21 protein-coding genes are annotated in these 24,179 nt (G+C 44.5%); 7 read left to right on the forward strand and 14 right to left on the reverse strand.

Annotation, left to right across the window (positions count from 1 at the left end):
• Positions 1-171: 171 nt before the first annotated feature.
• The 8 genes from sucD to sdhC form a co-directional block, all read right to left on the reverse strand.
• On the reverse strand, positions 172-1,044 hold the full coding sequence (gene sucD / locus FTW16_RS05550; RefSeq protein ID WP_004734209.1) for a succinate--CoA ligase subunit alpha: 873 nt from the start codon (positions 1,042-1,044) through the stop codon (positions 172-174).
• Positions 1,044-2,210, reverse strand: coding sequence for an ADP-forming succinate--CoA ligase subunit beta (sucC, locus tag FTW16_RS05555; RefSeq protein ID WP_010436793.1), 1,167 nt, complete (start codon positions 2,208-2,210; stop codon positions 1,044-1,046). The genes sucD and sucC overlap by 1 nt, the downstream gene beginning before the upstream one ends.
• Positions 2,211-2,416: 206 nt before the next feature.
• Positions 2,417-3,625 (reverse strand): 2-oxoglutarate dehydrogenase complex dihydrolipoyllysine-residue succinyltransferase, encoded by a 1,209-nt coding sequence (gene odhB / locus FTW16_RS05560; protein WP_146490375.1) that lies wholly within the window; start codon positions 3,623-3,625, stop codon positions 2,417-2,419.
• 21 nt (positions 3,626-3,646) lie between these two features.
• A complete protein-coding gene (gene sucA, locus FTW16_RS05565; protein WP_017630648.1) occupies positions 3,647-6,463 on the reverse strand; it encodes a 2-oxoglutarate dehydrogenase E1 component in 2,817 nt (938 codons plus the stop codon).
• A gap of 97 nt (positions 6,464-6,560) precedes the next feature.
• The gene (locus FTW16_RS05570; RefSeq protein ID WP_010436773.1) at positions 6,561-7,274 is read right to left on the reverse strand and encodes a succinate dehydrogenase iron-sulfur subunit; all 714 of its coding nucleotides are present in this window, start codon (positions 7,272-7,274) and stop codon (positions 6,561-6,563) included.
• A gap of 12 nt (positions 7,275-7,286) precedes the next feature.
• The gene (sdhA, locus tag FTW16_RS05575; protein ID WP_017061947.1) at positions 7,287-9,053 is read right to left on the reverse strand and encodes a succinate dehydrogenase flavoprotein subunit; all 1,767 of its coding nucleotides are present in this window, start codon (positions 9,051-9,053) and stop codon (positions 7,287-7,289) included.
• Positions 9,054-9,401 (reverse strand): succinate dehydrogenase, hydrophobic membrane anchor protein, encoded by a 348-nt coding sequence (gene sdhD / locus FTW16_RS05580; protein WP_010436768.1) that lies wholly within the window; start codon positions 9,399-9,401, stop codon positions 9,054-9,056.
• Positions 9,395-9,787: a succinate dehydrogenase cytochrome b556 subunit gene (gene sdhC, locus FTW16_RS05585; protein ID WP_019820486.1), complete on the reverse strand. Its 393-nt coding sequence runs from the start codon at positions 9,785-9,787 to the stop codon at positions 9,395-9,397. The genes sdhD and sdhC overlap by 7 nt, the downstream gene beginning before the upstream one ends.
• Positions 9,788-10,203: 416 nt before the next feature.
• On the opposite strand from sdhC, the gene FTW16_RS05590 reads away from it, so the two are divergent.
• On the forward strand, positions 10,204-11,493 hold the full coding sequence (locus FTW16_RS05590; protein WP_017630646.1) for a citrate synthase: 1,290 nt from the start codon (positions 10,204-10,206) through the stop codon (positions 11,491-11,493).
• 329 nt (positions 11,494-11,822) lie between these two features.
• Here the strand turns inward: FTW16_RS05590 and FTW16_RS05595 are convergent, their stop codons facing one another.
• Positions 11,823-12,581 (reverse strand): Nif3-like dinuclear metal center hexameric protein, encoded by a 759-nt coding sequence (locus tag FTW16_RS05595; RefSeq protein WP_105057460.1) that lies wholly within the window; start codon positions 12,579-12,581, stop codon positions 11,823-11,825.
• A gap of 114 nt (positions 12,582-12,695) precedes the next feature.
• On the opposite strand from FTW16_RS05595, the gene FTW16_RS05600 reads away from it, so the two are divergent.
• Positions 12,696-13,454, forward strand: coding sequence for a DUF1853 family protein (locus FTW16_RS05600; protein WP_146490376.1), 759 nt, complete (start codon positions 12,696-12,698; stop codon positions 13,452-13,454).
• Positions 13,455-13,574: 120 nt separating this feature from the next.
• Here FTW16_RS05600 and pgm read toward each other — a convergent pair whose 3' ends face one another.
• Together pgm and seqA are read right to left on the reverse strand one after the other, a co-directional pair.
• Positions 13,575-15,221 (reverse strand): phosphoglucomutase (alpha-D-glucose-1,6-bisphosphate-dependent), encoded by a 1,647-nt coding sequence (gene pgm / locus FTW16_RS05605; protein ID WP_146490377.1) that lies wholly within the window; start codon positions 15,219-15,221, stop codon positions 13,575-13,577.
• A 92-nt stretch (positions 15,222-15,313) separates the two neighbouring features.
• The gene (seqA, locus tag FTW16_RS05610; protein ID WP_017061953.1) at positions 15,314-15,853 is read right to left on the reverse strand and encodes a replication initiation negative regulator SeqA; all 540 of its coding nucleotides are present in this window, start codon (positions 15,851-15,853) and stop codon (positions 15,314-15,316) included.
• Between the two features lie 93 nt (positions 15,854-15,946).
• Here seqA and FTW16_RS05615 point away from each other — a divergent pair, with 93 nt between their 5' ends.
• From FTW16_RS05615 to fldA, 3 genes are all read left to right on the forward strand, one after another.
• Positions 15,947-16,708, forward strand: a complete 762-nt coding sequence (locus FTW16_RS05615; protein ID WP_146490398.1) for an alpha/beta fold hydrolase — start codon at positions 15,947-15,949, stop codon at positions 16,706-16,708.
• 107 nt (positions 16,709-16,815) lie between these two features.
• On the forward strand, positions 16,816-17,034 hold the full coding sequence (locus tag FTW16_RS05620; protein ID WP_009847328.1) for a DUF2788 domain-containing protein: 219 nt from the start codon (positions 16,816-16,818) through the stop codon (positions 17,032-17,034).
• A 58-nt stretch (positions 17,035-17,092) separates the two neighbouring features.
• Entirely contained in the window at positions 17,093-17,626 is a 534-nt protein-coding gene (fldA, locus tag FTW16_RS05625) for a flavodoxin FldA (RefSeq protein WP_010436745.1), read from the forward strand.
• A 96-nt stretch (positions 17,627-17,722) separates the two neighbouring features.
• Here fldA and FTW16_RS05630 read toward each other — a convergent pair whose 3' ends face one another.
• Positions 17,723-18,229, reverse strand: a complete 507-nt coding sequence (locus FTW16_RS05630; protein WP_060982212.1) for a DUF4442 domain-containing protein — start codon at positions 18,227-18,229, stop codon at positions 17,723-17,725.
• Between the two features lie 207 nt (positions 18,230-18,436).
• On the opposite strand from FTW16_RS05630, the gene fcrX reads away from it, so the two are divergent.
• Positions 18,437-18,886 carry a ferric iron uptake transcriptional regulator FcrX gene (gene fcrX / locus FTW16_RS05635; protein ID WP_048606469.1) on the forward strand — a complete coding sequence of 150 codons (450 nt, stop codon included), beginning with the start codon at positions 18,437-18,439 and terminating at the stop codon, positions 18,884-18,886.
• A 150-nt stretch (positions 18,887-19,036) separates the two neighbouring features.
• On the opposite strand, the gene glnS is transcribed toward fcrX, so the two are convergent.
• Together glnS and nagE are read right to left on the reverse strand one after the other, a co-directional pair.
• On the reverse strand, positions 19,037-20,704 hold the full coding sequence (gene glnS / locus FTW16_RS05640) for a glutamine--tRNA ligase (RefSeq protein ID WP_146490378.1): 1,668 nt from the start codon (positions 20,702-20,704) through the stop codon (positions 19,037-19,039).
• A 302-nt stretch (positions 20,705-21,006) separates the two neighbouring features.
• Positions 21,007-22,566 (reverse strand): N-acetylglucosamine-specific PTS transporter subunit IIBC, encoded by a 1,560-nt coding sequence (gene nagE, locus FTW16_RS05645; RefSeq protein WP_048612171.1) that lies wholly within the window; start codon positions 22,564-22,566, stop codon positions 21,007-21,009.
• 475 nt (positions 22,567-23,041) lie between these two features.
• Here nagE and nagA point away from each other — a divergent pair, with 475 nt between their 5' ends.
• Positions 23,042-24,178: an N-acetylglucosamine-6-phosphate deacetylase gene (nagA, locus tag FTW16_RS05650; RefSeq protein ID WP_146490379.1), complete on the forward strand. Its 1,137-nt coding sequence runs from the start codon at positions 23,042-23,044 to the stop codon at positions 24,176-24,178.
• Position 24,179 lies beyond the last annotated feature (1 nt).

Here is a 24,179-nt window from a genome sequence, read left to right on the forward strand (position 1 = left end):
CGTATCTCGTATCTCGTATCTCGTATCTCGTATCTCGTATCTCGTATCTCGTATCTCGTATCTCGTATCTCGTATCTCGTATCTCAAGAACATAAAAAAGGCTTGGTCACTGACCAAGCCTTTTTAATACCATTCAGTTAACTTCTATCTCAATCGATAAAAGCCAGCTGATTACCAACCCGTGATTTCACGTAGGCCTTTGCCGATGTCAGCAAGAGACTTAACAGTCTTAACGCCTGCTGCTTCTAGTGCTGCGAATTTATCTTCAGCAGTACCTTTACCACCAGAGATGATTGCGCCTGCGTGGCCCATACGTTTACCCGGAGGAGCAGTAACACCAGCGATGTAAGATACAACTGGCTTAGTTACGTTTGCTTTGATGAACTCAGCCGCTTCTTCTTCCGCAGTACCACCGATTTCACCAATCATTACGATTGCTTCAGTTTCTGGGTCTTCTTGGAAAAGTTTTAGGATATCAATGAAGTTTGAACCTGGGATTGGGTCACCACCGATACCAACACATGTAGACTGACCAAAGCCTTCATCTGTTGTTTGCTTAACTGCTTCGTATGTCAGAGTACCTGAACGAGATACGATACCTACTTTACCCTTCTTGTGGATATGGCCAGGCATGATACCAATCTTACACTCGTCTGGAGTGATAAGACCTGGACAGTTAGGACCGATCATGCGAACGCCAGTTTCTTCTAGCTTCACTTTAACGTCGATCATATCTGTTGTAGGGATACCTTCAGTGATCGTTACGATCAGTTCGATACCTGCATCAATCGCTTCTAGGATTGCATCTTTACAGAAAGGAGCTGGTACGTAGATAACTGTTGCTGTTGCGCCAGTTACTTCTACTGCTTCACGTACTGTGTTGAATACTGGAAGGCCTAGGTGAGTTTGACCACCTTTACCAGGTGAAACACCACCAACCATTTGCGTACCGTATGCGATAGCTTGGTCTGAGTGGAATGTACCTTGACCGCCAGTGAAACCCTGACAGATTACTTTAGTGTCTTTGTTAATTAATACAGACATTATTTAGCCTCCGCAGCAGCAACAACTTTCTGAGCAGCATCTGTTAGAGATTCAGCTGCAATGATATCAACATCAGAATTAGCAAGTACTTCGCGACCTAAGTCTGCGTTAGTACCTTCTAGACGAACAACTACAGGAACTGTTACGCCAACTTCTTTAACCGCACCGATAATACCTTCAGCAATCATGTCACAACGAACGATACCACCGAAGATGTTTACTAGTACTGCTTTAACATTGTCATCAGAAAGGATGATCTTGAATGCTTCAGCTACACGTTCTTTTGTCGCGCCGCCGCCTACATCAAGGAAGTTTGCTGGCTTGCCGCCGTGTAGGTTTACGATATCCATCGTACCCATCGCAAGGCCTGCACCGTTAACCATACAGCCAACGTTGCCATCTAGTGCTACGTAGTTCAGTTCCCACTGTGCTGCGTGTGCTTCGCGCTCATCTTCTTGAGATGGATCGTGCATTTCACGTAGTTTAGGCTGACGGTACATCGCGTTTGAGTCGATGTTGATCTTGCCGTCTAGACAAAGCAGGTTGCCTTCACCAGTAATTACAAGCGGGTTGATTTCTAGTAGAGCTAGGTCGTACTGAGAGAACATTTGGCCAAGACCCATGAAGATCTTAACGAACTGTTTAATTTGATCGCCAACTAGACCAAGTTTGAACGCAAGTTCACGGCCTTGGTAAGCTTGAGGGCCCACTAGAGGATCGATCGCTGATTGGTGAATCAACTCTGGAGTTTCTTCAGCGATTTTCTCAATGTCCACACCGCCTTCAGTTGACGCCATGAATACAATTTTGCGCGTTGCACGGTCAACAACAGCACCTAGGTAAAGCTCGTTAGCAATGTTCGATGCTTCTTCAACTAGGATCTTTGTTACAGGCTGACCATTAGCGTCTGTTTGGTAAGTCACTAGGTTTTTACCTAGCCACTTTTGTGCAAACTCTTTAACGCCTTCTTTCGTGTCATGTAGCTCTACGCCGCCCGCTTTACCGCGACCACCAGCGTGTACTTGACACTTAACGACTTTCTTGGCTGTACTGATACGGCCTGCAGCTTCGAAAGCTTCTTGTGCTGTATCACATGCGAAACCTTCTGGTACAGGCAAACCGAATTCTGCAAACAGCTGTTTGGCTTGGTATTCATGCAAATTCATTTTGATATTCCGTTTATTTTCCCTTAAGGGATTATTATTTCCATAACGACACAGTTTCCTGTGTTACGTCTGTAGGGTCTTCTCAAATAAACTGCTGTCCATTTTCTAATGGCTTTACAGTTCAAGTGAAGGCCAGACGTTGAGCAGCCTAGCCTTTGAAACTTTTTACGTCTAGCTAACTGGGCTAACTAGACGTTTTAGCGATACTAAACGTCTAATAGCAGACGTGCAGGATCTTCTAGTAGCTCTTTGATGGTCACTAGGAAGCCAACTGATTCACGACCATCGATTAGACGGTGGTCGTAAGAAAGCGCTAGGTACATCATTGGTAGAATCTCTACCTTGCCGTCAACTGCCATTGGACGATCTTGGATTTTGTGCATACCCAAGATTGCCGCTTGAGGCGGGTTGATGATTGGCGTAGACATTAGAGAACCAAATACACCACCGTTTGTGATAGTGAAGTTACCGCCCATCAGCTCATCAACAGTTAGCTTGCCGTCACGGCCTTTGATTGCTAACTCTTTGATGCCTTTTTCGATGTCAGCGAAACCTAGTGTGTCACAGTCTTTCAGAACTGGAGTTACTAGACCACGTGGCGTTGATACTGCCATGCTGATGTCGAAGTAGTTGTGGTAAACGATATCTGTACCGTCGATAGAAGCGTTCACTTCTGGGAAACGTTTTAGCGCTTCTGTTACTGCTTTCACGTAGAAAGACATGAAGCCAAGACGCGTGTCGTGACGCTTCTCGAATTGGTCTTTGTACTGCTTACGAAGGTCCATGATTGGCTTCATGTTCACTTCGTTGAAAGTAGTCAGCATTGCTGTGCTGTTCTTCGCTTCTAGAAGACGGTTTGCAACTGTCTTACGTAGGCGAGTCATAGGTACGCGTTTTTGGCTACGAGCTGCTGCTGGCGCTTCAACTGCTGGTGCAGATGCTGCTGCCGGAGCCGCTTTCGCTGCTGCTAGATGTGCATCGATGTCTTCACGAGTAATACGACCACCAACACCAGTGCCTTTAACGTCAGCTGGTTGTAGGTTGTGCTCTGCAAGCAGGCGACGAACCGCAGGACTTAGTGCGTCGTTGCTCTCTTCTGTAAGAACCGCTTTGTGGCGCTTATCAGGAGAAGCTTCTGTATCTTCCGTTGTATCTTTCGTTGGTTCACCAGCGACAGCACCCGGCTTGATTTTAGCCAGAAGCTGTTTAGAAAGTACCGTAGCACCTTCTTCTTCGATGATAGCTTCCAGAACACCCGCTTCAGGAGCCGGTACTTCTAGAACTACTTTATCTGTTTCGATATCTACAATGACTTCATCACGTGCAACCGCTTCGCCCGGTTTTTTGTGCCAAGTAGCAACTGTTGCATCAGCCACAGATTCAGGTAAATCTGGAACCAGAATTTCAATTGTCATGTGCGTGTTTTCCTTTTACTTCTAGTTCTTAAGTAGGGTCAAAGCGTCGTCAACTAACGCTTTTTGTTGTTTCAAGTGTACCGACATATAGCCAACAGCTGGTGATGCTGATGCAGGACGACCTGCATATTGAATATCAGCACCCACTGGGATAGCAGCTCGGAAATTATGTTGGCTACTGTACCAAGCACCTTGGTTTTGAGGCTCTTCTTGACACCAAACGTAATCGACTACATTCGTGTACTGTGCAATTGCAGCTCTCACGTCCTCGTAAGGGAACGGGTAAAGTTGCTCAATACGCACAATAGCGACATCGTCTTGCTCGTTCTTACGTCTTTGGTCAAGTAGGTCAAAGTAAACCTTACCTGAACAGAACACGACGCGTTTTACGTTCTCAGGAGCCAAATCATCAATTTCTGCGATAGCTGGTTGGAACGTACCTTCTGCCAAATCTTCCAGAGAAGAAGTACACAGAGGGTGACGAAGCAATGACTTAGGTGACATTACAATCAGAGGACGACGCATTGGTCGAACAACCTGACGACGAATCATGTGGTAAACCTGAGCCGGTGTTGAAGGAACAACAACCTGCATGTTTTGTTCAGCACATAACTGAAGGTAACGCTCAAGACGTGCAGAAGAGTGCTCTGGGCCTTGACCTTCATAACCGTGAGGAAGCAGCATAGTTAGACCACATAGACGTGCCCACTTTTGCTCACCTGACGAAATAAATTGGTCGATAACAACTTGTGCACCGTTTGCGAAGTCACCAAATTGTGCTTCCCAAAGGGTTAGACCGCTTGGCTCTGCTGTTGCGTAACCATACTCAAATGCCAGTACCGCTTCTTCAGACAATACCGAGTCAAACACTTGGAATGGCCCTTGCTTGTCATGAATGTTCGCAAGAGGAACATACGTGCTTGCATCTGATTGGTTGTGCAGTACTGAGTGACGGTGGAAGAACGTACCACGGCCAGAATCTTGGCCAGAGATACGAATACGCTTACCGTCATCAACCAGTGTTGCGTAAGCCAGAGTTTCAGCCATACCCCAATCGACTTGTTTCTCGCCATTCACCATGGCAGTACGATCGTTGTACAGTTTATTGACTCGGCTTTGCAGCTTATGGCTGTCTGGATATTGGCAAAGTTTGGTACCAAGCTCTTTCAGGCGCTCGATATCAATCTTGTTGTCCCATTCGATGTTCCAGTCGTGACCTAGGTAAGGAGACCAGTCCACAGAGTGAAGTGCCATTGGGCGCCACTCTTTAACCACAACTTCACCGTGATCAAGTGCATCACGATATTCGTTAACAAGTTGAGTTGCTGTATCAATACCAAACTCACCGCGTTCCATTAGCACGTCAGCGTAAAGCTTACGTGGCGTTGGGTGCTTCTTGATTTTTTGGTACATCAAAGGCTGTGTTGCATTCGGCTCATCGGCTTCGTTGTGACCGTGGCGACGGTAACAAACCAAATCAATAACAACATCACGCTTAAACGTATTACGGTAATCCAATGCAAGACGCGCAACGAACGCAACCGCTTCTGGATCATCAGAGTTAACGTGGAAAATCGGAGCCTGAACCATCTTCGCGATATCAGTACAGTACATCGTAGAACGAGTATCGCGCGGGTTAGATGTTGTAAAACCAACTTGGTTGTTTACAACGATACGAACCGTACCACCGACACAGAAACCACGAGCTTGAGACATGTTAAACGTCTCTTGCACTACACCCTGACCTGCGATAGCTGAGTCACCGTGGATAGTGATTGGAAGTACACGGCTACCGTCACTATCACCAAGGCGATCTTGACGTGCACGTACTGAACCGATAACTACCGGGTTTACGATTTCTAAGTGAGATGGGTTAAATGCAAGTGCTAAGTGAACGTTGCCGCCTGGCGTTGCGAAGTCCGCAGAGAAGCCTTGGTGGTATTTCACATCACCAGTACCCCACGTGTCATCGTGCTTGCCCGCAAATTCGTCAAATAGGTCTTGTGGTTTTTTACCAAGCACGTTGACCAACATGTTTAGACGACCACGGTGAGCCATACCAACAACAACTTCACGCATGCCTTGTCCACCAGCATGACGAATAATTTCTTTCGTCATTGGGATAAGCGCATCACCACCTTCCAACGAGAAGCGTTTCGCGCCTGGGAATTTCGCACCAAGATAGCGCTCAAGACCTTCAGCTGCAGTTAGCTCTTCTAGGAAAGCTTGCTTTTCTTCTTTGTTGAAAGAGGGTTGACCAGATACAGACTCTAAACGTTGTTGAATCCAACGTTTTTGCTCTGTATTTGTCATGTGCATGTATTCAGCACCAATAGAACCACAATAAGTCTGCTTTAGAGATTTGTATAAATCTTTAAGCACCATCGTCTCTTGGCCAATCGCGTAAGAGCCGACGTTAAACGTCTCATTGAGGTCATCTTCGGTAAGAGTGTGGAAAGAAGGATCCAGCTCTTCAACTGTATCTCTTTTCCATAAACCTAGGGGGTCTAGATTTGCTGATTGATGCCCTCGGAATCGATAAGCATTAATTAGTTGCAGAACCTTTACTTGTTTCGCATCGACATCTGGATCACTAACTTGGACACTGTAATGCTTTGTTTCTTGAGCGAGTCGACGGAAGTATTCACGAACACGAGAGTGTGGTTGTTCCACTGTCTCTGAAGCTTGCACAGGCAATTCTTCAAAAACACTTCTCCATTCGTCACTTACCGAATCTGGGTCACTTAGATACAGTTCATAGAGTTCTTCTACGTACGTTGCATTGGCGCCAGCCAAGTGTGAAGACTCGAGCCATGCCTTCATCACGCCGTTGTGCATATTTTCCCTTAACCAGTAGTTTTCACGTTTGCTGCGGTCTATGCCGAGCTATTAAAAGGCCGCCCCAAAACTTCTAGGGCGGCAATTTTTATATAACTTAAACCGAACGATTCACTAGCATGGTCTTGATGTGACCAATAGCTTTCGTCGGATTTAATCCCTTAGGACAAACACTTACACAATTCATGATGCCATGGCAACGAAAAACGCTAAATGCATCATCAAGATCGGACAAACGTTCATCTGTCGCTGTATCTCGGCTATCAATTAGCCAACGGTACGCTGCAAGCAGGCCTGCTGGTCCGATGAATTTGTCAGGGTTCCACCAGAACGATGGGCATGACGTTGTACAACATGCACACATGATACATTCGTACAATCCATCTAAATGAGCACGCTCATCAGGGCTTTGTAAGTTTTCACGAGCCGGTGGCACATTGCCATCAGACACTAAGAATGGCTTCACTTTTTCGTAGTTATCGTAGAACTGAGTCATGTCTACAATCAGGTCACGAACAACAGGTAAGCCAGGCAGTGGACGAATCACTATCTTGTCTTGGCCAGAAAGCGCAGACAATGGCGTGATACACGCTAAACCATTTTTACCGTTCATGTTCAAACCATCCGAGCCACATACACCTTCACGGCATGAGCGACGGAATGAGATAGTTGGATCTTGCTCTTTCAACAGAATCAGCGCGTCCAAAAGCATCATGTCTGAACCTTCATCCACTTCTAGAGTGTATTCCTTCATATAAGGCTTCTGGTCGACATCTGGATTGTAACGGTATAAAGAGAAATTCAGTTTCATGGTCATATCTCCTTAGTACGTACGTGCTTTTGGTGGGAACGCTTCACGATGGATAGGTTCCATGTTTACACCACGCTTAGTCATGCTCTCTGACTCTGGGTTGTAAAGTGAGTGGCATAGCCATTGCTCATCATCACGGTCAGGGAAATCGAATCGAGCGTGTGCGCCACGGCTCTCTGTACGGAAGTTTGCAGCAACAGCCGTTGCGAATGCCGTTTCCATCAAGTTTTCAAGCTCTAGACACTCGATACGTTGAGTGTTGAACTCTGTAGACTTATCAGATAGGTGTGCATTCTTCAGACGCTCGCGAATCGCTTTAAGCTCTTCTAGGCCTTCAGCCATTGCTTTGCCTTCACGGAATACTGAGAAGTTATTCTGCATACATTGTTGAAGATCTTTACGGATTTGCGCTGGATCTTCACCGTCAGTACTGTTTTCCCAACGGTTGTAACGCTCTAGAGAACGCTCGATGTCTGCTTCAGTTGCTGGTTTCGCTTCGTCTTGCTTCTTCAGAGTCTCACCTAGGTGTAGACCTGTTGCACGACCAAATACCACCAAATCAAGTAGTGAGTTACCACCTAGACGGTTGGCACCGTGTACTGATACTGATGCGATTTCGCCACAAGCAAATAGACCTTGGATTTCAACATCGTTGCCATCTTCAGTTTGCTTAATAGCTTGACCAGAAACTTGTGTTGGAACACCACCCATCATGTAGTGACATGTTGGGATTACTGGGATTGGCTCTTTTACTGGATCAACGTGAGCAAAGGTACGAGACAGTTCACATACACCAGGAAGACGAGATTCAAGTGTCTCTTTACCTAGGTGATCAAGCTTCAGCTTGATGTGTGGACCCCAAGGGCCATCGCAACCGCGACCTTCACGGATTTCAACCATCATTGAACGTGCAACAACATCACGACCCGCTAAGTCTTTAGCATTTGGTGCGTAACGTTCCATGAAGCGTTCGCCGTCTTTATTGAGAAGGTAACCACCTTCACCACGACAACCTTCCGTTACCAATACACCTGCGCCAGCGATACCCGTTGGGTGGAACTGCCACATTTCGATGTCTTGCATTGGAACGCCAGCACGAATCGCCATACCAACACCGTCACCAGTGTTAATGTGTGCGTTAGTTGTCGAAGCGTAGATACGACCAGCACCACCAGTAGCAAGGATTGTTGCCTTCGCTTTGAAGTAGCAAACTTCGCCAGTTTCCATACAAAGCGCGGTTGTACCTAAGATTGCACCATCTTCGTTCTTCACAAGATCCAGTGCATACCATTCAGAGAAAACCGTCGTTTTGTGTTTAATGTTTTGTTGGTAAAGCGTATGAAGCAGTGCGTGACCAGTACGGTCAGCTGCAGCTGCGGTGCGAGCCGCTTGCTCACCACCAAAGTTTTTAGATTGACCACCGAAAGGACGCTGGTAAATAGTACCGTTCTCAAAACGAGAGAAAGGTAGGCCCATTTTTTCAAGTTCGATTACCGACTCAGGACCGTTTTTACACATGTATTCGATAGCGTCTTGGTCGCCGATGTAATCAGAACCTTTTACTGTGTCATACATATGTTGTTCCCAATGGTCTTCATGCGCGTTACCAAGAGCAACAGTGATGCCGCCTTGCGCTGAAACCGTATGAGAACGAGTAGGGAAAACTTTAGAAAGCAATGCACAAGAAAGGCCTTGCTCAGAAATTTGCAGTGCGGCACGCATACCTGCACCACCAGCGCCGATAACTACGGCATCAAACTCACGAACAGGAATAGTCACTTACGCACCCCACAAAATAAACAGACCAGAGAAGAAATATCCAAGAAGAACTGCAACAACACCGACTTGAAGACCAACACGCAGTTTTGCGCATTTGATGTAGTCAGTTAGTACTTGCCATAGGCCGATCCACGCGTGAACCAAAACAGAAGTAAGCGCTAACATGGTGAAGACTTTAGTGAAGGTTCCACCAAAGAATTGCGTCCAAGATGCGTAAGAGATATCACCAGAGAAAGCACAGAAGCTAACTAGGTAAATAGTGTAAAGCGTCATAATGATGGCAGTTGCACGAATCAGTAGATAATCATGAACACCATTACGACCAAAAGTAGAAACGTTGTTTACCATACTAAGATCCCCGCTAGTAGAGACAATACCGCTGTTGCTGCGAATGCAACCTTAGCGCTCTTAGCGCCAGATTCCAGCTCTTCAAAGTGACCTAAGTCCATAAGAAGGTGACGAATACCACCAGCAATGTGGTAAGCCAAAGCGGTTAAAATGCCCCACAGAATAAACTTCACGAAGAAACCATCGACAATGTCGCTAGCTTCCATAAAGCCTACTGGGGATGAGAGGGAAATGGATAGTAACCAAAGCAAAATTCCAATCGCGACAAAAGTTATCACCCCAGACACACGGTGTAGGATGGAAGCTATTGCTGTGATTGGAAAGTGGATGGTCTGTAAATCTAAATTAACAGGTCTTGTCTTTCTTTCTTTCACGGGCTTGCTCACTCAGCTCCATTGAGCATTATGGTCATTAAATAACCTTATGATATTGTTATGGACAAAATTTGATTGCCAACCTTCAAAATTTAACATTAACTTAACAAATAACCGAAGTTGAGCCTTAGATAATTGTAAAATAATTGTTAACTGCTCGATTAAGAAAGACACCTCACATTTCTTCTTAGCCTTGCATTTATAAGGTTTTAACCAAACTTTTCAGCGCCACTATACGGCTGGCAACATTCTAATACAATTGATGTAACAAATAATGCTACACAGACCAGATTTTTAACGAATTTAATGTAAAAAACACTAACAAGTGCACACAAAGCTGTAGAAAAATTGACTTTCCCACGTAAGACCAGTAAAAAAATGGCACATAAACATCCTGGACGGATTAATAATAAACAAAGGAGATTGTTATGGCGGATAAGAAAGCTACCCTTCACATTGAAGGTCAAGCGCCAATCGAGCTGCCGATTACAGAAGGTGTACTTGGTACTCCAGTGATCGATGTTCGTACACTAGGTTCTAATGGTTTTTTCACTTTTGACCCTGGTTTTCTTGCCACTGCATCTTGTGAGTCTCAAATCACTTTTATTGACGGTGGAAAAGGTATTCTTTTACATCGTGGTTATCCAATTGACCAACTTGCCAATAACGCTGATTACTTAGAGGTATGTTACATACTTCTTTACGGTGAAGCCCCATCTCGAGCTGAATACGAAAAGTTCAAGACTACCGTGACACGTCACACTATGGTGCATGAGCAGATTGCTAGTTTCTTCCACGGCTTCCGTCGTGATGCTCACCCTATGGCTGTAATGTGTGGTGTTGTAGGCGCTCTAGCAGCGTTCTACCACGACTCACTTGATATCAACAACGATACACACCGTGAAATTGCGGCTTACCGCCTGATTTCCAAAATGCCGACACTGGCAGCAATGTGTTACAAATATTCAATCGGTCAGCCGTTTATCTACCCACGTAACGACCTAGGCTACGCTGAAAACTTCTTACACATGATGTTTGCAAACCCATGTGAAGAGTACGAAGTGAACCCTATCGTTGCTCGTGCAATGGATAAAATCTTTACTCTACACGCTGATCACGAACAAAACGCTTCAACGTCTACAGTTCGTCTTGCTGGTTCATCTGGTGCTAACCCGTTTGCGTGTATCGCAGCAGGCATCGCGTCACTTTGGGGCCCAGCTCACGGTGGTGCAAACGAAGCATGTCTACGTATGCTTGAAGAGATCGGTAGCGTAGATAACATCGAAGAGTATGTTGCAAAAGCGAAAGACAAAGATGACCCATTCCGTTTGATGGGCTTCGGTCACCGCGTTTACAAGAACTACGATCCACGTGCAACAGTAATGCGCGAAGCGTGTCACGAAGTACTTAAAGAGCTAAACATCCAAGATCCACTACTTGACGTAGCAATGGAACTTGAGCGTATCGCCCTATCTGATGAATACTTTGTGTCTAAGAAGCTATATCCGAACGTAGATTTCTACTCAGGTATCATTCTGAAAGCTATCGGCATTCCTGTATCAATGTTCACAGTAATCTTCGCGATGTCTCGTACTATCGGTTGGATTGCACACTGGAACGAAATGCACAGCGACCCAACGAACCGTATCGGTCGTCCTCGTCAGCTATACACTGGTGAAGAGCAACGTGACTTTAAAGCACTTCACGAACGTGAATAGTTGCGATTAAAGTACAATTGTTAAAAAGGGTTGATGCGAAAGCATCAACCCTTTTCTTTTATACGAGATATTTTTAAGCTCTATAACGGCCTTCCAACGTTACTCTCAAAGAGATTTCCTACTCCTTCCTTCGTCAGTCTAGAAAATGACGGAATCGGATATAATCCTTTAACGGTCTGACTGGCGCATCACATCGACGGATACAAATTTATAGTTGCTCGTCATCCCCAAGAGCGAGGGACGAACAAGTTGGGGATCTCACGAAGCGTATAGAAAAACTTACGAGGTTCTCCAAAGGCATGAGAGATACACTCGACTCGTATCTGTTCTTACACTGGATTATCGATATCAATAAACTCAACATCCAAGCCATGCTCTTTCGCTAACCATTCGCCTAGCGCTTTTACACCGTATCGCTCAGTCGCGTGGTGGCCAGCAGCAAAATAATGAATGTCTTGCTCGCGTGCTGAGTAAGTTGTACGTTCTGAAATCTCACCAGAGATAAATGCATCAATACCTTGAGAAGCAGCTAGCTCAATGTAGTCTTGGCCACCACCAGTACACCAACCGACAGTCGTAATCGTTTTGTTTTGGTTTTCTGGAGCGATATGCAGTGGTTTGCGATTCAGAGCTTGGTCAATTTTTACGGCAAACTCTTCACCTGTCATTGGTGTTTTTAGTTTGCCAAACATAGCAACCGATTGTGGGTGCCCTTCCAAACCGCCTTCGACTTCAATCTCAAGTAACTCGGCCAGTTTCGCGTTATTACCAAGCTCAGGGTGGATATCAAGAGGAAGGTGGTAACCTAACAGATTGATATCGTTTTTGATCAATGTGCGAATACGCTTACCTTTCATCCCGCGAATGGCTTCTGGCTCACCTTTCCAAAAGAACCCATGATGAACTAACAAAGCATCAGCCTTTAGCTCGACTGCTTTATTAATCAAAGCCTGAGAAGCCGTCACGCCAGTAATGATGCGTTTTACTTCAGCATTGCCTTCAACTTGAAGACCGTTTGGACAGTAATCTTTAATCTGCTGTGGCTGCAGTTTTTCGTTAAGTAGCTTTTCTAATTGTAAGTTATTCATTTTTATTTCCAGCTTACCTTTATAATAACGTCGTTATATCAATTTACGGGTAGAATGTCGAAAGCCCTGCCCTCTGTTTATTAAGAACAGATGACTAAAGTTTACGAGGAACCAATGACTGAGCTGCAACGTTTTTACCAATGGGTGATTGGCTCACCGCCGCTACTGGAAATTAAGCCACCCATTTCTGATCTCGGGGTATTCTCTAGCCACCATGCCATCGACTCATCACATACTTATGATGGTAATCCTAGATTAGGTTTCCTCTATCAACATCTATGCGAACAAGTGATCACTGCCTCACCGAATTACTCGATTAAGCACGATGAGATTCAGATCAATGTGGAAGGCAGAACTCTCGGTGCAATCGACTTTATTCTTGAAGAAGGGAGCAACCAAAAGCTGGAACATTGGGAAGTGGCGATTAAGTTTTACCTGCTCCACGAACAGACATGGTTTGGTCCAAATTCTCACGACCAATTGGATAAGAAACTCGACAGGATGCTCAGCCACCAGTTGGCAATGTCCTCTTCTGCAGCGTTTATTGAGCAATATCCAGAGATCAATGTCGACTCAAAGCACTTACTTATGCAAGGTCGTCTATACACCAACCCATTCTTAGATCAAAAAGTACCTACTGAATGTTTGGGTTACGACATTAACCCAAGCCAAGTAAACGGTTTTTGGTGCTATCAAGACCAAGCTCATCTAATCACTGAAGCGCTCTACCCTCTCACCAAAGAACAATGGGCGGCCGGGACGGATGATTTCAACAGTCAGCCTATCACCGAGTTTGGTGATCGCTTCGTCCATGGGCAAACCAAGTCCGGGCAATTCTGGTTTGTGATGCCACAAAGTTGGCCACACGGCTAATCCATTCAACCATTGAGTTGACTTAGTCTTAGCCACTTACTTACAGACAAATAAAAAGGGCTGATGCTTTCACATCAACCCTTCTACTATTTGCTTGATAACGCTATGAATCGTATTGGATTATAGGCCAGCGGCTGCAAATACTTGGTTAACAATCTCTTGAGCTTCTGCTTCAATTGCTTTTAGGTGCTCTTCACCTTTAAAGCTTTCACAGTAGATCTTGTAGATGTCTTCCGTGCCTGATGGACGAGCTGCAAACCAACCGTTTTCAGTTGTCACTTTCAGGCCACCAATCGCAGCGCCATTACCTGGTGCATGTGTTAAGCGAGCAGTAATCGTATCACCAGCGAGTGTTTCAGCAGAAACCATCTCTGGAGACAGCTTCTTCAGCACATCTTTTTGCGCACCATTTGCCACAGCTTGAATACGGTTGTACTTAGATTCGCCGTGTTTAGCAGCAAGCTCTTCGTAGTATTCTTGTGGGTTCTTACCAGTTACAGCTGTGATCTCAGCCGCAAGTAGGCAAAGAATTAGGCCATCTTTGTCTGTTGACCAAGGCGTTCCGTCTTTACGTAAGAAAGACGCACCCGCACTCTCTTCACCACCGAAACCAAACTGACCGTTGTATAGACCGTCAACGAACCATTTGAATCCAACTGGTACTTCACAAAGTTCGCGACCAAGGTCTGCAACTACTCGGTCGATTAATGCGCTTGATACTAGTGTCTTACCAACTGCTACGTCTTTGCCCCAACCTTCACGGTTACGATATAGGTAATCAATACACACTGCTAAGAAGTGATTTGGATTCATCAAGCCTTTAGGTGTCACGATACCGTGACGATCGTAATCTGGGTCGTTACCAAACGCTAGTGCGTACTCATCTTTAAGCGCAAGCAAGCCCGCCATTGCGTATGGTGAAGAACAGTCCATACGAACCACACCATCTTTATCTAGAGACATAAATTGGAATGAAGGGTCAACCGCTTCACTTACCAGAGTAAGATCTAGATTGTACGCTTTGCCAATTTGACGCCAGTAATCAATACCGCTGCCACCCAGTGGATCAACACCAATTTTGATGTTTGCTTTCTGGATCGCTTCCATATCCACGACGTTAATCAAATCAGCGACGTATGGCGCAACTAAGTCGACTTCTTTTACTAGATCAGACTGTTTAGCTTGTGCGATAGGAGTACGCTTAACACCTTGCATTTGCTCAGCAATAATCACGTTCGCACGGTCTTCAATCGCTTGAGTAAGTTCAGCTTCAGCCGGGCCACCGTGCGTCGGGTTGTATTTGATGCCGCCGTCTTGAGGTGGGTTATGCGAAGGCGTGATAACAATGCCGTCGGCTTTTTTGTCATTCACTAGGTTGTGAGTAAGAATCGCGTGCGAGATACCAGGTGTTGGAGTAAAGCCATTGTTTTCTTGAATAATAACTTCAACACCGTTCGCTACAAGCACTTCGATAACCGTAGAGAACGCAGGCTCAGACAGAGCGTGAGTATCTTTACCTAAGAAAAGAGGGCCAGTTGTACCTTGTTCGGCACGAACCTCAGCAACCGCTTGTGCAATCGCTAGAATGTGGTTTTCGTTAAATGTTGATTTGTCTGCTGTACCGCGGTGACCTGAAGTACCGAAAAGTACTTTGTGATCTGGGTTAGTAGCATCCGGTTGCTGTAAGAAATAGTTCGCAACTAAAGCCGGGATATTATGAAGATCTTCCTGCTGAGCTTTCTGCCCAGCACGAGGGTGCATAGCCATTTTTCGACATCCTTATATATAAAATTTAAAAACAAAAAAACCTCATAATATCTTCTTATCCATGGATATTATGAGGTTTAAATCAGATTTCGTTAAATTGAACCTGTTACTTTTTCTATCAATTCTGCTTGGAAATTCATGCGGCTCATAAGCTGCTCAACCATCTGTCTTTTTCGGCTTGTATTGTTATTAGTAATAACCCAAAAAGGACTTTGTGGAATAGCTTTAGGCTTCGTCGTGTTGCCGTTTGCTAGCAACGTAGCTTCATTGTCTGCAAAGTAAACGCGCTTACGGCCTTTTACTTGAGTTGCTTCTGAAAAGCTTAAAGGGTCGATTTTATGCAGTGTTGATAACACAAGCATGAAGCGATCAATGGCTTTCTTTAGTGATGCAAACTCATCTGATATTAGTAGTGAGCGCATTTCTTTAACGCCATCGAACTTCTCTGGAGTAAAGCCTACCTCTTTGCTAACAACGATACCTTTAGGCTCGACGATCTCTTCGATCGGAGCCATGCCTTGGCTATCAACCTGTAACAAGCGGCGCAGAATATCTGAAGCGCTTTCGCCAATACGTTCTGTCTGACCCGCAATAAAACGGTATAGGTCCTCATCAACCTCAATTGTTTTCATTCGCTTTTCACAATCTCAATGTTTAAACTCTGGGGGATTATAGCGAGATCCGCGCGGATACTCTACGTCAAACCCACCATGAATAAGATAAAAATGTCAGTACAGCTCAACTATAAAATTGAAGGTGAGGGTCACACCATTGTTTTGATCCATGGATTATTCGGTAATCTGGACAACCTTGGCTTGCTCGCTAGGGATCTAAAAGCCGATCATAAAGTGCTTAGTATCGATCTACGCAACCACGGTCAATCCTTCCATTGCGACTCTCATAATTATCAAGCAATGGCACAAGATGTAGCTCAACTGCTGAATGATCTTGATTTAGAAGATGTCACCGTGATTGGTCACTCTATGGGTGGCAAAGTGGCGATGGCACTAACACAACACCTTGCGCTGCAAAAATTGATTGTCTTGGATATGGCACCGGTCGCGTACACTCAAAGTCGACACGACAACGTATTCGCCGGTCTACAAGCCGTGATTGAAGAAAAGCCAACCTCACGCACAGATGCGCTAAAGATCCTCGCAAGACACATCGAGATTGATGGCGTTCGCCAGTTCTTAACGAAATCTTTGTTCAAATCAGAACAAGGCATCATGGAATGGCGTTTCAACGTTGCCTCGCTATTCAACAACTACCCACAAATTATTGGTTGGGAACCGATTGATAAAACCTCAGTCAAAACCTTGCTAATAAAGGGTGGTGACTCAGATTACCTCACAGCTGAGCATCAAACGGCCGTTCAGCAGCAATTTTCTAACGCCAAGGCACATGTCATTGCCAATACGGGTCACTGGCTGCATGCTGAAAAACCAGCAGAAGTGCTTAGAGCAATTAGAAAATTCATCGCTTAGCTACTATTTTCGTGCAGATAAATGAGAGCTGTGTAATTACTGCAGATTAACTTTATCTCACAACAGTGATATAGTGCGCCCAAGCAAAATTGGTATATAAGGTTCCCATGCTTTACGACTACATGAACATCATCGAATCTGTTGGTTTAGATCTCCTGTTTGCCGCGATTTTCTTTTTAATCGGTATGGCAATTAAGGACGTTCTCAAGCAGGGAAATGTTCCTGCATTTGGTCGTCGCATTGTGTGGTTAGTACTTTTCCTTGGCTGTGCGGGTTTTATCGCCAAAGGGATAATCCAACTAAGCTGGGAAGGAACTGGGATCTAACGATTCTCTTCCGAACTTTATTACACCGACAACAGACAAAATGAAAGGTAATGATTCTATGGCAAGTGTAGGTCTCTTCTTTGGTAGCGATACAGGTAACACTGAAGCTGTTGCTAAGATGATTCAAAAGCAATTGAGCAAACAGCTCGTTCACGTTCAAGACATTGCAAAAAGCAGCAAAGAAGATATCGATAACTTCGATCTACTGCTGCTTGGTATCCCTACGTGGTACTACGGCGAAGCACAATGTGATTGGGATGACTTTTTCCCAGAGCTAGAAGCTATTGATTTCTCAACTAAACTTGTTGCAATCTTTGGTTGTGGCGATCAAGAAGATTACGCAGAATACTTCTGTGATGCTATGGGTACTATCCGTGACATCGTTGAAGCGAAAGGCGGTACTATCCTAGGTCACACATCAACTGAAGGCTACGAATTCGAAGCATCAAAAGGTTTAGTTGAAGGCGATGACAGCCAATTTGTTGGTCTATGTATCGACGAAGACCGTCAACCTGAGCTAACTGATGAGCGCGTATCTAATTGGGTTAAACAAATCCATGAAGAAATGTGCCTAGCAGAGCTAGAAGACTAATTCTCTGCTGGTTATTAATTGTTACAATTAATAACCATTATATAAATATGAAAAAACCTCCTTATCGGAGGTTTTTTGCTATTTAAAATCTATTCATTAACACTCAGCTTCTAATGCTTCGTCATCATCTCTAAATTGCGGCTTCTTTCTTACGTAGAGGGTACGCTGAATTTCTGAAACCACATTCCCCTGCTTATCTTTCACGTGGATAATAAACTCAGGGAAACACTTTTCACCAAGCTGCGTCTGACGATAAATATCATCAAGTTGCCCCTGGCTTATCTCAAAATCTGCATACAAGTCGGATTGGCCCGGCTTGATAAAGTTAATACTCGCCTCTTTATCCCAAACATAATACCGCTCCCCTAAAATTCCCATTAACATCAAAGAGTAAACGGGATCAGTAAGAGAGAAGATACTACCGCCATATTGAGTACGATTGGCGTTCTTATTCCACCAACGTAGCTTAAGTACCGTCTTAACAACCCTAAAGTCAGCGCTAATGTGGGCTATTCGAATTCCCGAGCCCCAAAAAGGAGGCCAGATATTGAGAGCAAATTTTACAATGTTGGGTTTATATATTTTTGCGAGTTGCTTATTCATAACAACATTCCATGTTCATATCAGAAACACCGTCACCTTGACTGGTCGTACCTCCACTATAAGTGAGATACTTCCAATTTACAAAACAGATTGTGATGTCAGTAAGTAACCCTTTGAAGTTCGTGGTTTATTGTTATGTCTGACTAAACTATAATGGTATTAATATTGAATTCTGTTAATTGCTGCAGATCATCAACAGGAAAGTATATGTCAGACAATAATCAAGCGCTAAAAGATGCAGGTCTTAAAGTGACCCTTCCACGGCTCAAAATTTTAGAAGTATTACAACAGCCAGACTGCCAACATATTAGTGCTGAAGATTTATATAAGAAGCTGATTGACCTAGGTGAAGAAATCGGTCTTGCAACCGTTTATCGAGTACTTAACCAATTCGACGACGCTGGCATTGTAACTCGCCACCACTTCGAAGGCGGCAAGTCTGTATTTGAACTTTCTACACAGCACCACCACGACCACCTTGTGTGTTTAGACTGTGGTGAAGTGATCGAATTCTCTGATGACATCATCGAAGAAAGACAAAAAGAGATTGCTCAGCGTTACAATGTGCAACTGACAAACCACAGTTTATACTTATACGGCAAAAGCATTAGCGGAGATTGCAAAGGCAATCCAGACGCACATAAAGCGAAGAAGTAATATAGAACGCTGGCTTAGGCCAGCGTTTTTTATATAGGGCTGAAAGTCCGCTAGATTATTCTTTAGATCCACGCATTATTCAGACACAAAAAAACCGGCTCTAAGCCGGTTTTTTATTGGATCGCTTTTAACAAACTAAGTACTCAAGCATTAAGCTTCAGTTTTACCCCAAGTGTCACGTAGACCAACCGTTCGGTTGAAGACTAATGCACCTGCTTTAGAGTCTTTCGAATCCACACAGAAGTAACCTGTACGTTCAAACTGGTACGCTTGCTCTGCAACACCTTCAGCTAAGCTAGGTTCAACAAAACCGTTTAGCGTAACAAGTGATTCAGGGTTTAGCGTTGCAGCGAAGTCATCAGCAGCGGCTGGGTTTGCCACTGTGAATAGACGATCGTACAAACGAATCTCAGCAGGCAGCGCTTTATCAGCAGATACCCAGTGGATAACACCTTTCACTTTGCGGCCATCTGCAGGGTTCTTACCCAGTGTTTCGTTATCGTAAGAACAGAAGATAGTGGTAATGTTGCCTTCTGCATCTTTTTCGATACGCTCAGCTTTGATCACGTAAGCGCCACGTAAACGAACTTCTTTACCTAGAACCAAACGCTTGTACTTCTTGTTTGCTTCTTCACGGAAGTCATCACGTTCAATCCAAACTTCACGTGTAAATGGTACTTCACGAGTGCCCATTTCTGGCTTGTTTGGGTGGTTTGCAACAGTTAGCGTTTCTACTGCATCGGCTTCGTAGTTTTCAATAACGATCTTAACTGGATCCAGAACAGCCATTGCACGAGGTGCATTTTCGTTCAGATCATCACGGATGCAAGATTCAAGTGAACCGAATTCAATCATGTTCTCTTGCTTAGTCACGCCAATACGCTTACAGAATTCACGAATCGAGCTTGAAGTAAAACCACGACGACGCAGGCCAGAAATAGTAGGCATACGTGGGTCATCCCAACCTTGAACGAGATTTTCAACCACAAGTTGGTTCAGCTTACGCTTAGACATCACTGTGTATTCAAGATTCAGGCGGCTAAACTCGTACTGACGAGGTTGGCAATCAATCGTGATGTTATCTAGAACCCAATCGTACAAACGACGGTTATCTTGGAATTCAAGCGTACAGATAGAGTGCGTAATACCTTCCAGCGCATCAGAGATACAGTGAGTAAAGTCGTACATTGGGTAAATGCACCACTTGTCAGCAGTTTGATGGTGGTGAGCAAAACGAACACGATAGATAACAGGATCGCGCATAACCATGAATGAAGAACTCATGTCGATCTTAGCACGCAGACACGCTTTACCTTCTTCAAAGCCACCGTCACGCATTTTTTCAAATAGCGCTAGGTTTTCTTCAGGGCTACGATCACGGTATGGGCTCGCTTTACCTGGCTCTTTTAGCGTGCCACGGTACTCACGGATTTGATCAGGACTTAGCTCGTCAACATACGCTAAGCCTTTATTAATTAATTCCACAGCATAAGCGTAAAGCGTATCGAAGTAGTTTGATGAGTAACAAATATCACCAGACCATTCGAAGCCTAACCAGCTTACATCATTCTTAATTGACTCAACGTATTCAACGTCTTCTTTTTCAGGGTTTGTATCATCGAAACGAAGATTACATTGTCCCTGGTAGTCCTGAGCAATACCAAAGTTCAAGCAAATAGATTTAGCGTGACCAATATGCAGGTAGCCATTTGGTTCCGGCGGGAAACGAGTATGCACGCTACTGTGTGTACCATCCGCTAAATCTTTATCAATAATTTGGCGAATGAAATTCGATGGACGAGCCTCAGCTTCACTCATCTATAGCACCTCTATGTATTTAGTATTGTCAGAGAAAGTTACCTTTCATCTCAAAGAAACGGTCGGTTAGAGCACCGGTCAAAGATAGAAAGATCATTGTTGCTAATCATCCACAATTCTTTGCCTTTGCACAATAAGAACCGTCCCTTAATTGCGATTATTTCTGCTATTCGATGAAGAATAGAACGAACCGCGTTCGTTACTCTTAGATCGTAGGCACAAAAAAGCCTCCCATGTGGGAGGCTTTCAATTTGACACTTACTTGAGAGTATTAATTACAGCTCAGTTAAGTACTTCCCTGACTATGGAAGTTTTACATCAGATAGGTCTTCACCTGCACCGATAGCTTTCATTTCGCCAGCTACGATTTCAGCTAGTGGGCCTAGGATAACCTGTAGGTTGTTTTCACCTAGTTTTACCACACCTTTAGCACCTAGTTTCTTAAGAACAACTTCATCAGCAACAGAGCGGTCTTTAAGAGTTAGACGTAGACGAGTGATACAAGCGTCGATTGAAGTTAGGTTGTCGTGACCACCTAGAGCTTTCAGGTATTGACGTGCAAGGTCGCCCTTTGGTGCGTCGCCAGCAGGAGCTGCAACAGCTTCGTCATCATCTTCACGACCTGGCGATTTCAAGTTGAAAGCGCGGATTGCGAAAGAGAAAGTGAAGAAGTATAGAGCACCGAAGCCAAGACCGATTAGTAGTAGTACGAATGGTTTAGTTGCTAGACCCCAGTTCAATACGAAGTCGATAAGACCAGCAGAGAAACCGAAACCGTGCAGAGTACCAAACATGTTAGCAACTACTAGAGACAGACCTGTAAATACGGCGTGCATTGCGTATAGAGCAGGAGCTAGGAATACGAACATGAATTCTAGCGGCTCTGTGATACCTGTTAGGAATGAACAGAATGCAACTGAGAATAGTGCGCCACCAACTTGGCTACGTTTTTCAGCAGGAGCAGCTAGGTACATTGCAAGTGCAGCACCTGGTAGACCGAACATCATTACAGGGAAGAAACCGTTCATGAATACGCCAGCGCCTTTATCGCCGCCGAAGAAACGGTGTAGGTCACCAGATTTAACAGTTTCAGTCACTTCTTTAACTACAGTAGTGATTTCTGGAGTTACAGAGTTAGCGAATGTGAATGTGTGCTCTTGGCCAACAACTAGAGTTTTAGCCAGTGCTGGGTCAACACAAAGTTGAGTGATATTAGCGAATGCGCCTTGACCAGCAACGATGATTTCTTGACATGTACCCATACCGAACCAGAAGTATGAGTTCAATACATGGTGTAGACCTACAGGGATAAGTGCACGGTTAAGAGTACCGTAAACGAATTGGCCGATAGCGCCAGACGTTGATACTGCGTGAGCAAGTGCGTCTAGACCAGATTGAACACCAGGCCAAACCACACCAGACACTGCACCTGCAACAAGTGCAAATAGACCGGCCATGATAGGTACTAAACGTTTACCCGCGAAGAAAGCCAGCCACTCTGGAAGGCGTGTCGCGTGGAAAGCGTTGTAAGAGTGACCTGCGATGATACCAGCGAAGATACCGCCGAAGAATGACATGTTAACGTCTGCGTTAATTGTCGTTGCTGTCGCTGTTAGTACGAAGTAAGCAACTGCACCAGCAAGACCTGCTGCGCCGTTACCGTCTTTAGAAAGACCAATCGCGATACCTAGACCAAATAGCAATGGTAGGTTACCGAAGATAGCACCACCAGCTTGCGCCATGAATGGAATATCAAGTAGATCGCCTTGACCTAAACGTAAAAGAAGCGCCGCAATCGGAAGCGTTGCGATTGGTAGCATTAACGCCTTACCAAGCTTCTGTGCATATCCTAGAATATTCACCAGTTGTTTCCCCCTATAGGATTTTTTAGAATTCGTTTGAGAAACTTATTTTAGTCGCTCAATTTAGTCCTATTCAGTGTATTCAATTAATTTTGCTCCGCAAATTAAAACCTTACCATTTGTGATCGTAATCACCAGTTTTTACCAAATCCAGAGGTTTTTGCTAGCGAGATCATAAAACTTATTTTATCATTCAAAAAAATGAACATTTATAGATAAAATCCAAATCTACTCATTAGGCAAAAAGATGGTATCTCTGGGCTTGCATTGCCGTATGAATAACCATTAACAATGAACCTAAATGTATAATAAAGACTAATTGTTCATTGTTTTTTCAACAACTTAAGTAGACTCCCACTTTGGAGCCGTTTGCCCATAAAAGATAAATCGTTACGTAAATGATGCTCGCAAACTAAGTCCGCATTTAGGTAACGAATGAATTTAAAAGATCTCAAGAAATAAGGATTAGCTGACTATGTACGCGCTAAGTAACTGTAAAATTTACACTGGTAGTGATGTTCTAACCGATCATGCTGTTGTAATTGAAAACGAACTGATCAAAAAAGTTTGTCCTATCTCTGAATTGCCAGAAGGAATCGAGGTTCGCGACCTAGACGGAGCAAACCTAAGCCCGGGTTTCATTGATCTACAACTGAATGGTTGTGGCGGTGTAATGCTTAATGATGAGATCACTGCAGAAACCATGCAGATCATGCACGAAGCAAACCTTAAATCTGGCTGTACTAGCTTCCTTCCAACGCTAATCACTTCATCAGATGAAGACATGCGTGCCGTTATCACAGCAGCTCGCGAGTACCACAACCAATACCAAAACCAATCTTTAGGCCTGCACCTTGAAGGTCCGTACCTAAACGTTGCAAAAAAAGGCATCCACAGCGTCGATCACATCCGCAAATCTGATAGCGAAATGATCGAGCTTATCTGTGAGAACAGTGACCTTGTTGCGAAAGTAACACTAGCTCCTGAGCTTAACGACCCAGAACACATCGAGCGTCTACGTAAAGCTGGCGTAGTTGTTTCTATTGGTCACACCAACGCAACTTACGCAGAAGCGCGTCAAGGTTTTGAATCGGGAATCACGTTTGCAACGCATCTATTCAATGCAATGACACCTATGGTTGGTCGTGAACCTGGTGTGGTTGGCGCGATTTACGATACACCTGAGGTGTACGCAGGCATCATTGCCGACGGTTTCCACGTTGATTACGCAAACATCAGAATTGCGCATAAAATCAAGGGAGAAAAGTTGGTATTAGTGACGGATGCCACAGCTCCTGCAGGTGCTGACATGGAATACTTTATTTTTGTCGGTAAGAAAGTATATTACCGAGATGGTAAGTGTGTTGATGAAAACGGCACACTGGGCGGCTCGGCTCTGACTATGATTGAAGCAGTTCAGAATACAGTTGAGCACGCTGGTATCGCTTTAGACGAAGCTCTTCGCATGGCTACGCTATACCCAGCTACGGCTATCGGTGTAGAAACCAAGCTAGGTCGAATCAAAAAAGGCATGGTTGCAAACCTAGCTGTATTTGACCGAGATTTTAACGTTAAAGCGACTGTTGTTAACGGACAATACGAGCACAATTAAG

It is taken from the genome of Vibrio sp. T20 (assembly GCF_007858795.1).
GTDB classification, from domain to species: Bacteria; Pseudomonadota; Gammaproteobacteria; order Enterobacterales; family Vibrionaceae; genus Vibrio; species Vibrio satsumensis.

What these genes read in the sequence shown, in the direction of transcription:
- seqA (WP_017061953.1), bottom strand. Translation starts at nt 15,853, where the DNA reads ATGAAAACAATTGAGGTTGATGAGGACCTATACCGTTTTATTGCGGGT.
- FTW16_RS05615 (WP_146490398.1), top strand. Translation starts at nt 15,947, where the DNA reads ATGTCAGTACAGCTCAACTATAAAATTGAAGGTGAGGGTCACACCATT.
- fcrX (WP_048606469.1), top strand. Translation starts at nt 18,437, where the DNA reads ATGTCAGACAATAATCAAGCGCTAAAAGATGCAGGTCTTAAAGTGACC.
- glnS (WP_146490378.1), bottom strand. Translation starts at nt 20,704, where the DNA reads ATGAGTGAAGCTGAGGCTCGTCCATCGAATTTCATTCGCCAAATTATT.
- FTW16_RS05630 (WP_060982212.1), bottom strand. Translation starts at nt 18,229, where the DNA reads ATGAATAAGCAACTCGCAAAAATATATAAACCCAACATTGTAAAATTT.
- sucC (WP_010436793.1), bottom strand. Translation starts at nt 2,210, where the DNA reads ATGAATTTGCATGAATACCAAGCCAAACAGCTGTTTGCAGAATTCGGT.
- pgm (WP_146490377.1), bottom strand. Translation starts at nt 15,221, where the DNA reads ATGGCTATGCACCCTCGTGCTGGGCAGAAAGCTCAGCAGGAAGATCTT.
- sdhD (WP_010436768.1), bottom strand. Translation starts at nt 9,401, where the DNA reads ATGGTAAACAACGTTTCTACTTTTGGTCGTAATGGTGTTCATGATTAT.
- fldA (WP_010436745.1), top strand. Translation starts at nt 17,093, where the DNA reads ATGGCAAGTGTAGGTCTCTTCTTTGGTAGCGATACAGGTAACACTGAA.
- odhB (WP_146490375.1), bottom strand. Translation starts at nt 3,625, where the DNA reads ATGACAATTGAAATTCTGGTTCCAGATTTACCTGAATCTGTGGCTGAT.
- nagA (WP_146490379.1), top strand. Translation starts at nt 23,042, where the DNA reads ATGTACGCGCTAAGTAACTGTAAAATTTACACTGGTAGTGATGTTCTA.
- sucA (WP_017630648.1), bottom strand. Translation starts at nt 6,463, where the DNA reads ATGCACAACGGCGTGATGAAGGCATGGCTCGAGTCTTCACACTTGGCT.
- FTW16_RS05595 (WP_105057460.1), bottom strand. Translation starts at nt 12,581, where the DNA reads ATGAATAACTTACAATTAGAAAAGCTACTTAACGAAAAACTGCAGCCA.
- FTW16_RS05620 (WP_009847328.1), top strand. Translation starts at nt 16,816, where the DNA reads ATGCTTTACGACTACATGAACATCATCGAATCTGTTGGTTTAGATCTC.
- sucD (WP_004734209.1), bottom strand. Translation starts at nt 1,044, where the DNA reads ATGTCTGTATTAATTAACAAAGACACTAAAGTAATCTGTCAGGGTTTC.
- FTW16_RS05600 (WP_146490376.1), top strand. Translation starts at nt 12,696, where the DNA reads ATGACTGAGCTGCAACGTTTTTACCAATGGGTGATTGGCTCACCGCCG.
- FTW16_RS05570 (WP_010436773.1), bottom strand. Translation starts at nt 7,274, where the DNA reads ATGAAACTGAATTTCTCTTTATACCGTTACAATCCAGATGTCGACCAG.
- FTW16_RS05590 (WP_017630646.1), top strand. Translation starts at nt 10,204, where the DNA reads ATGGCGGATAAGAAAGCTACCCTTCACATTGAAGGTCAAGCGCCAATC.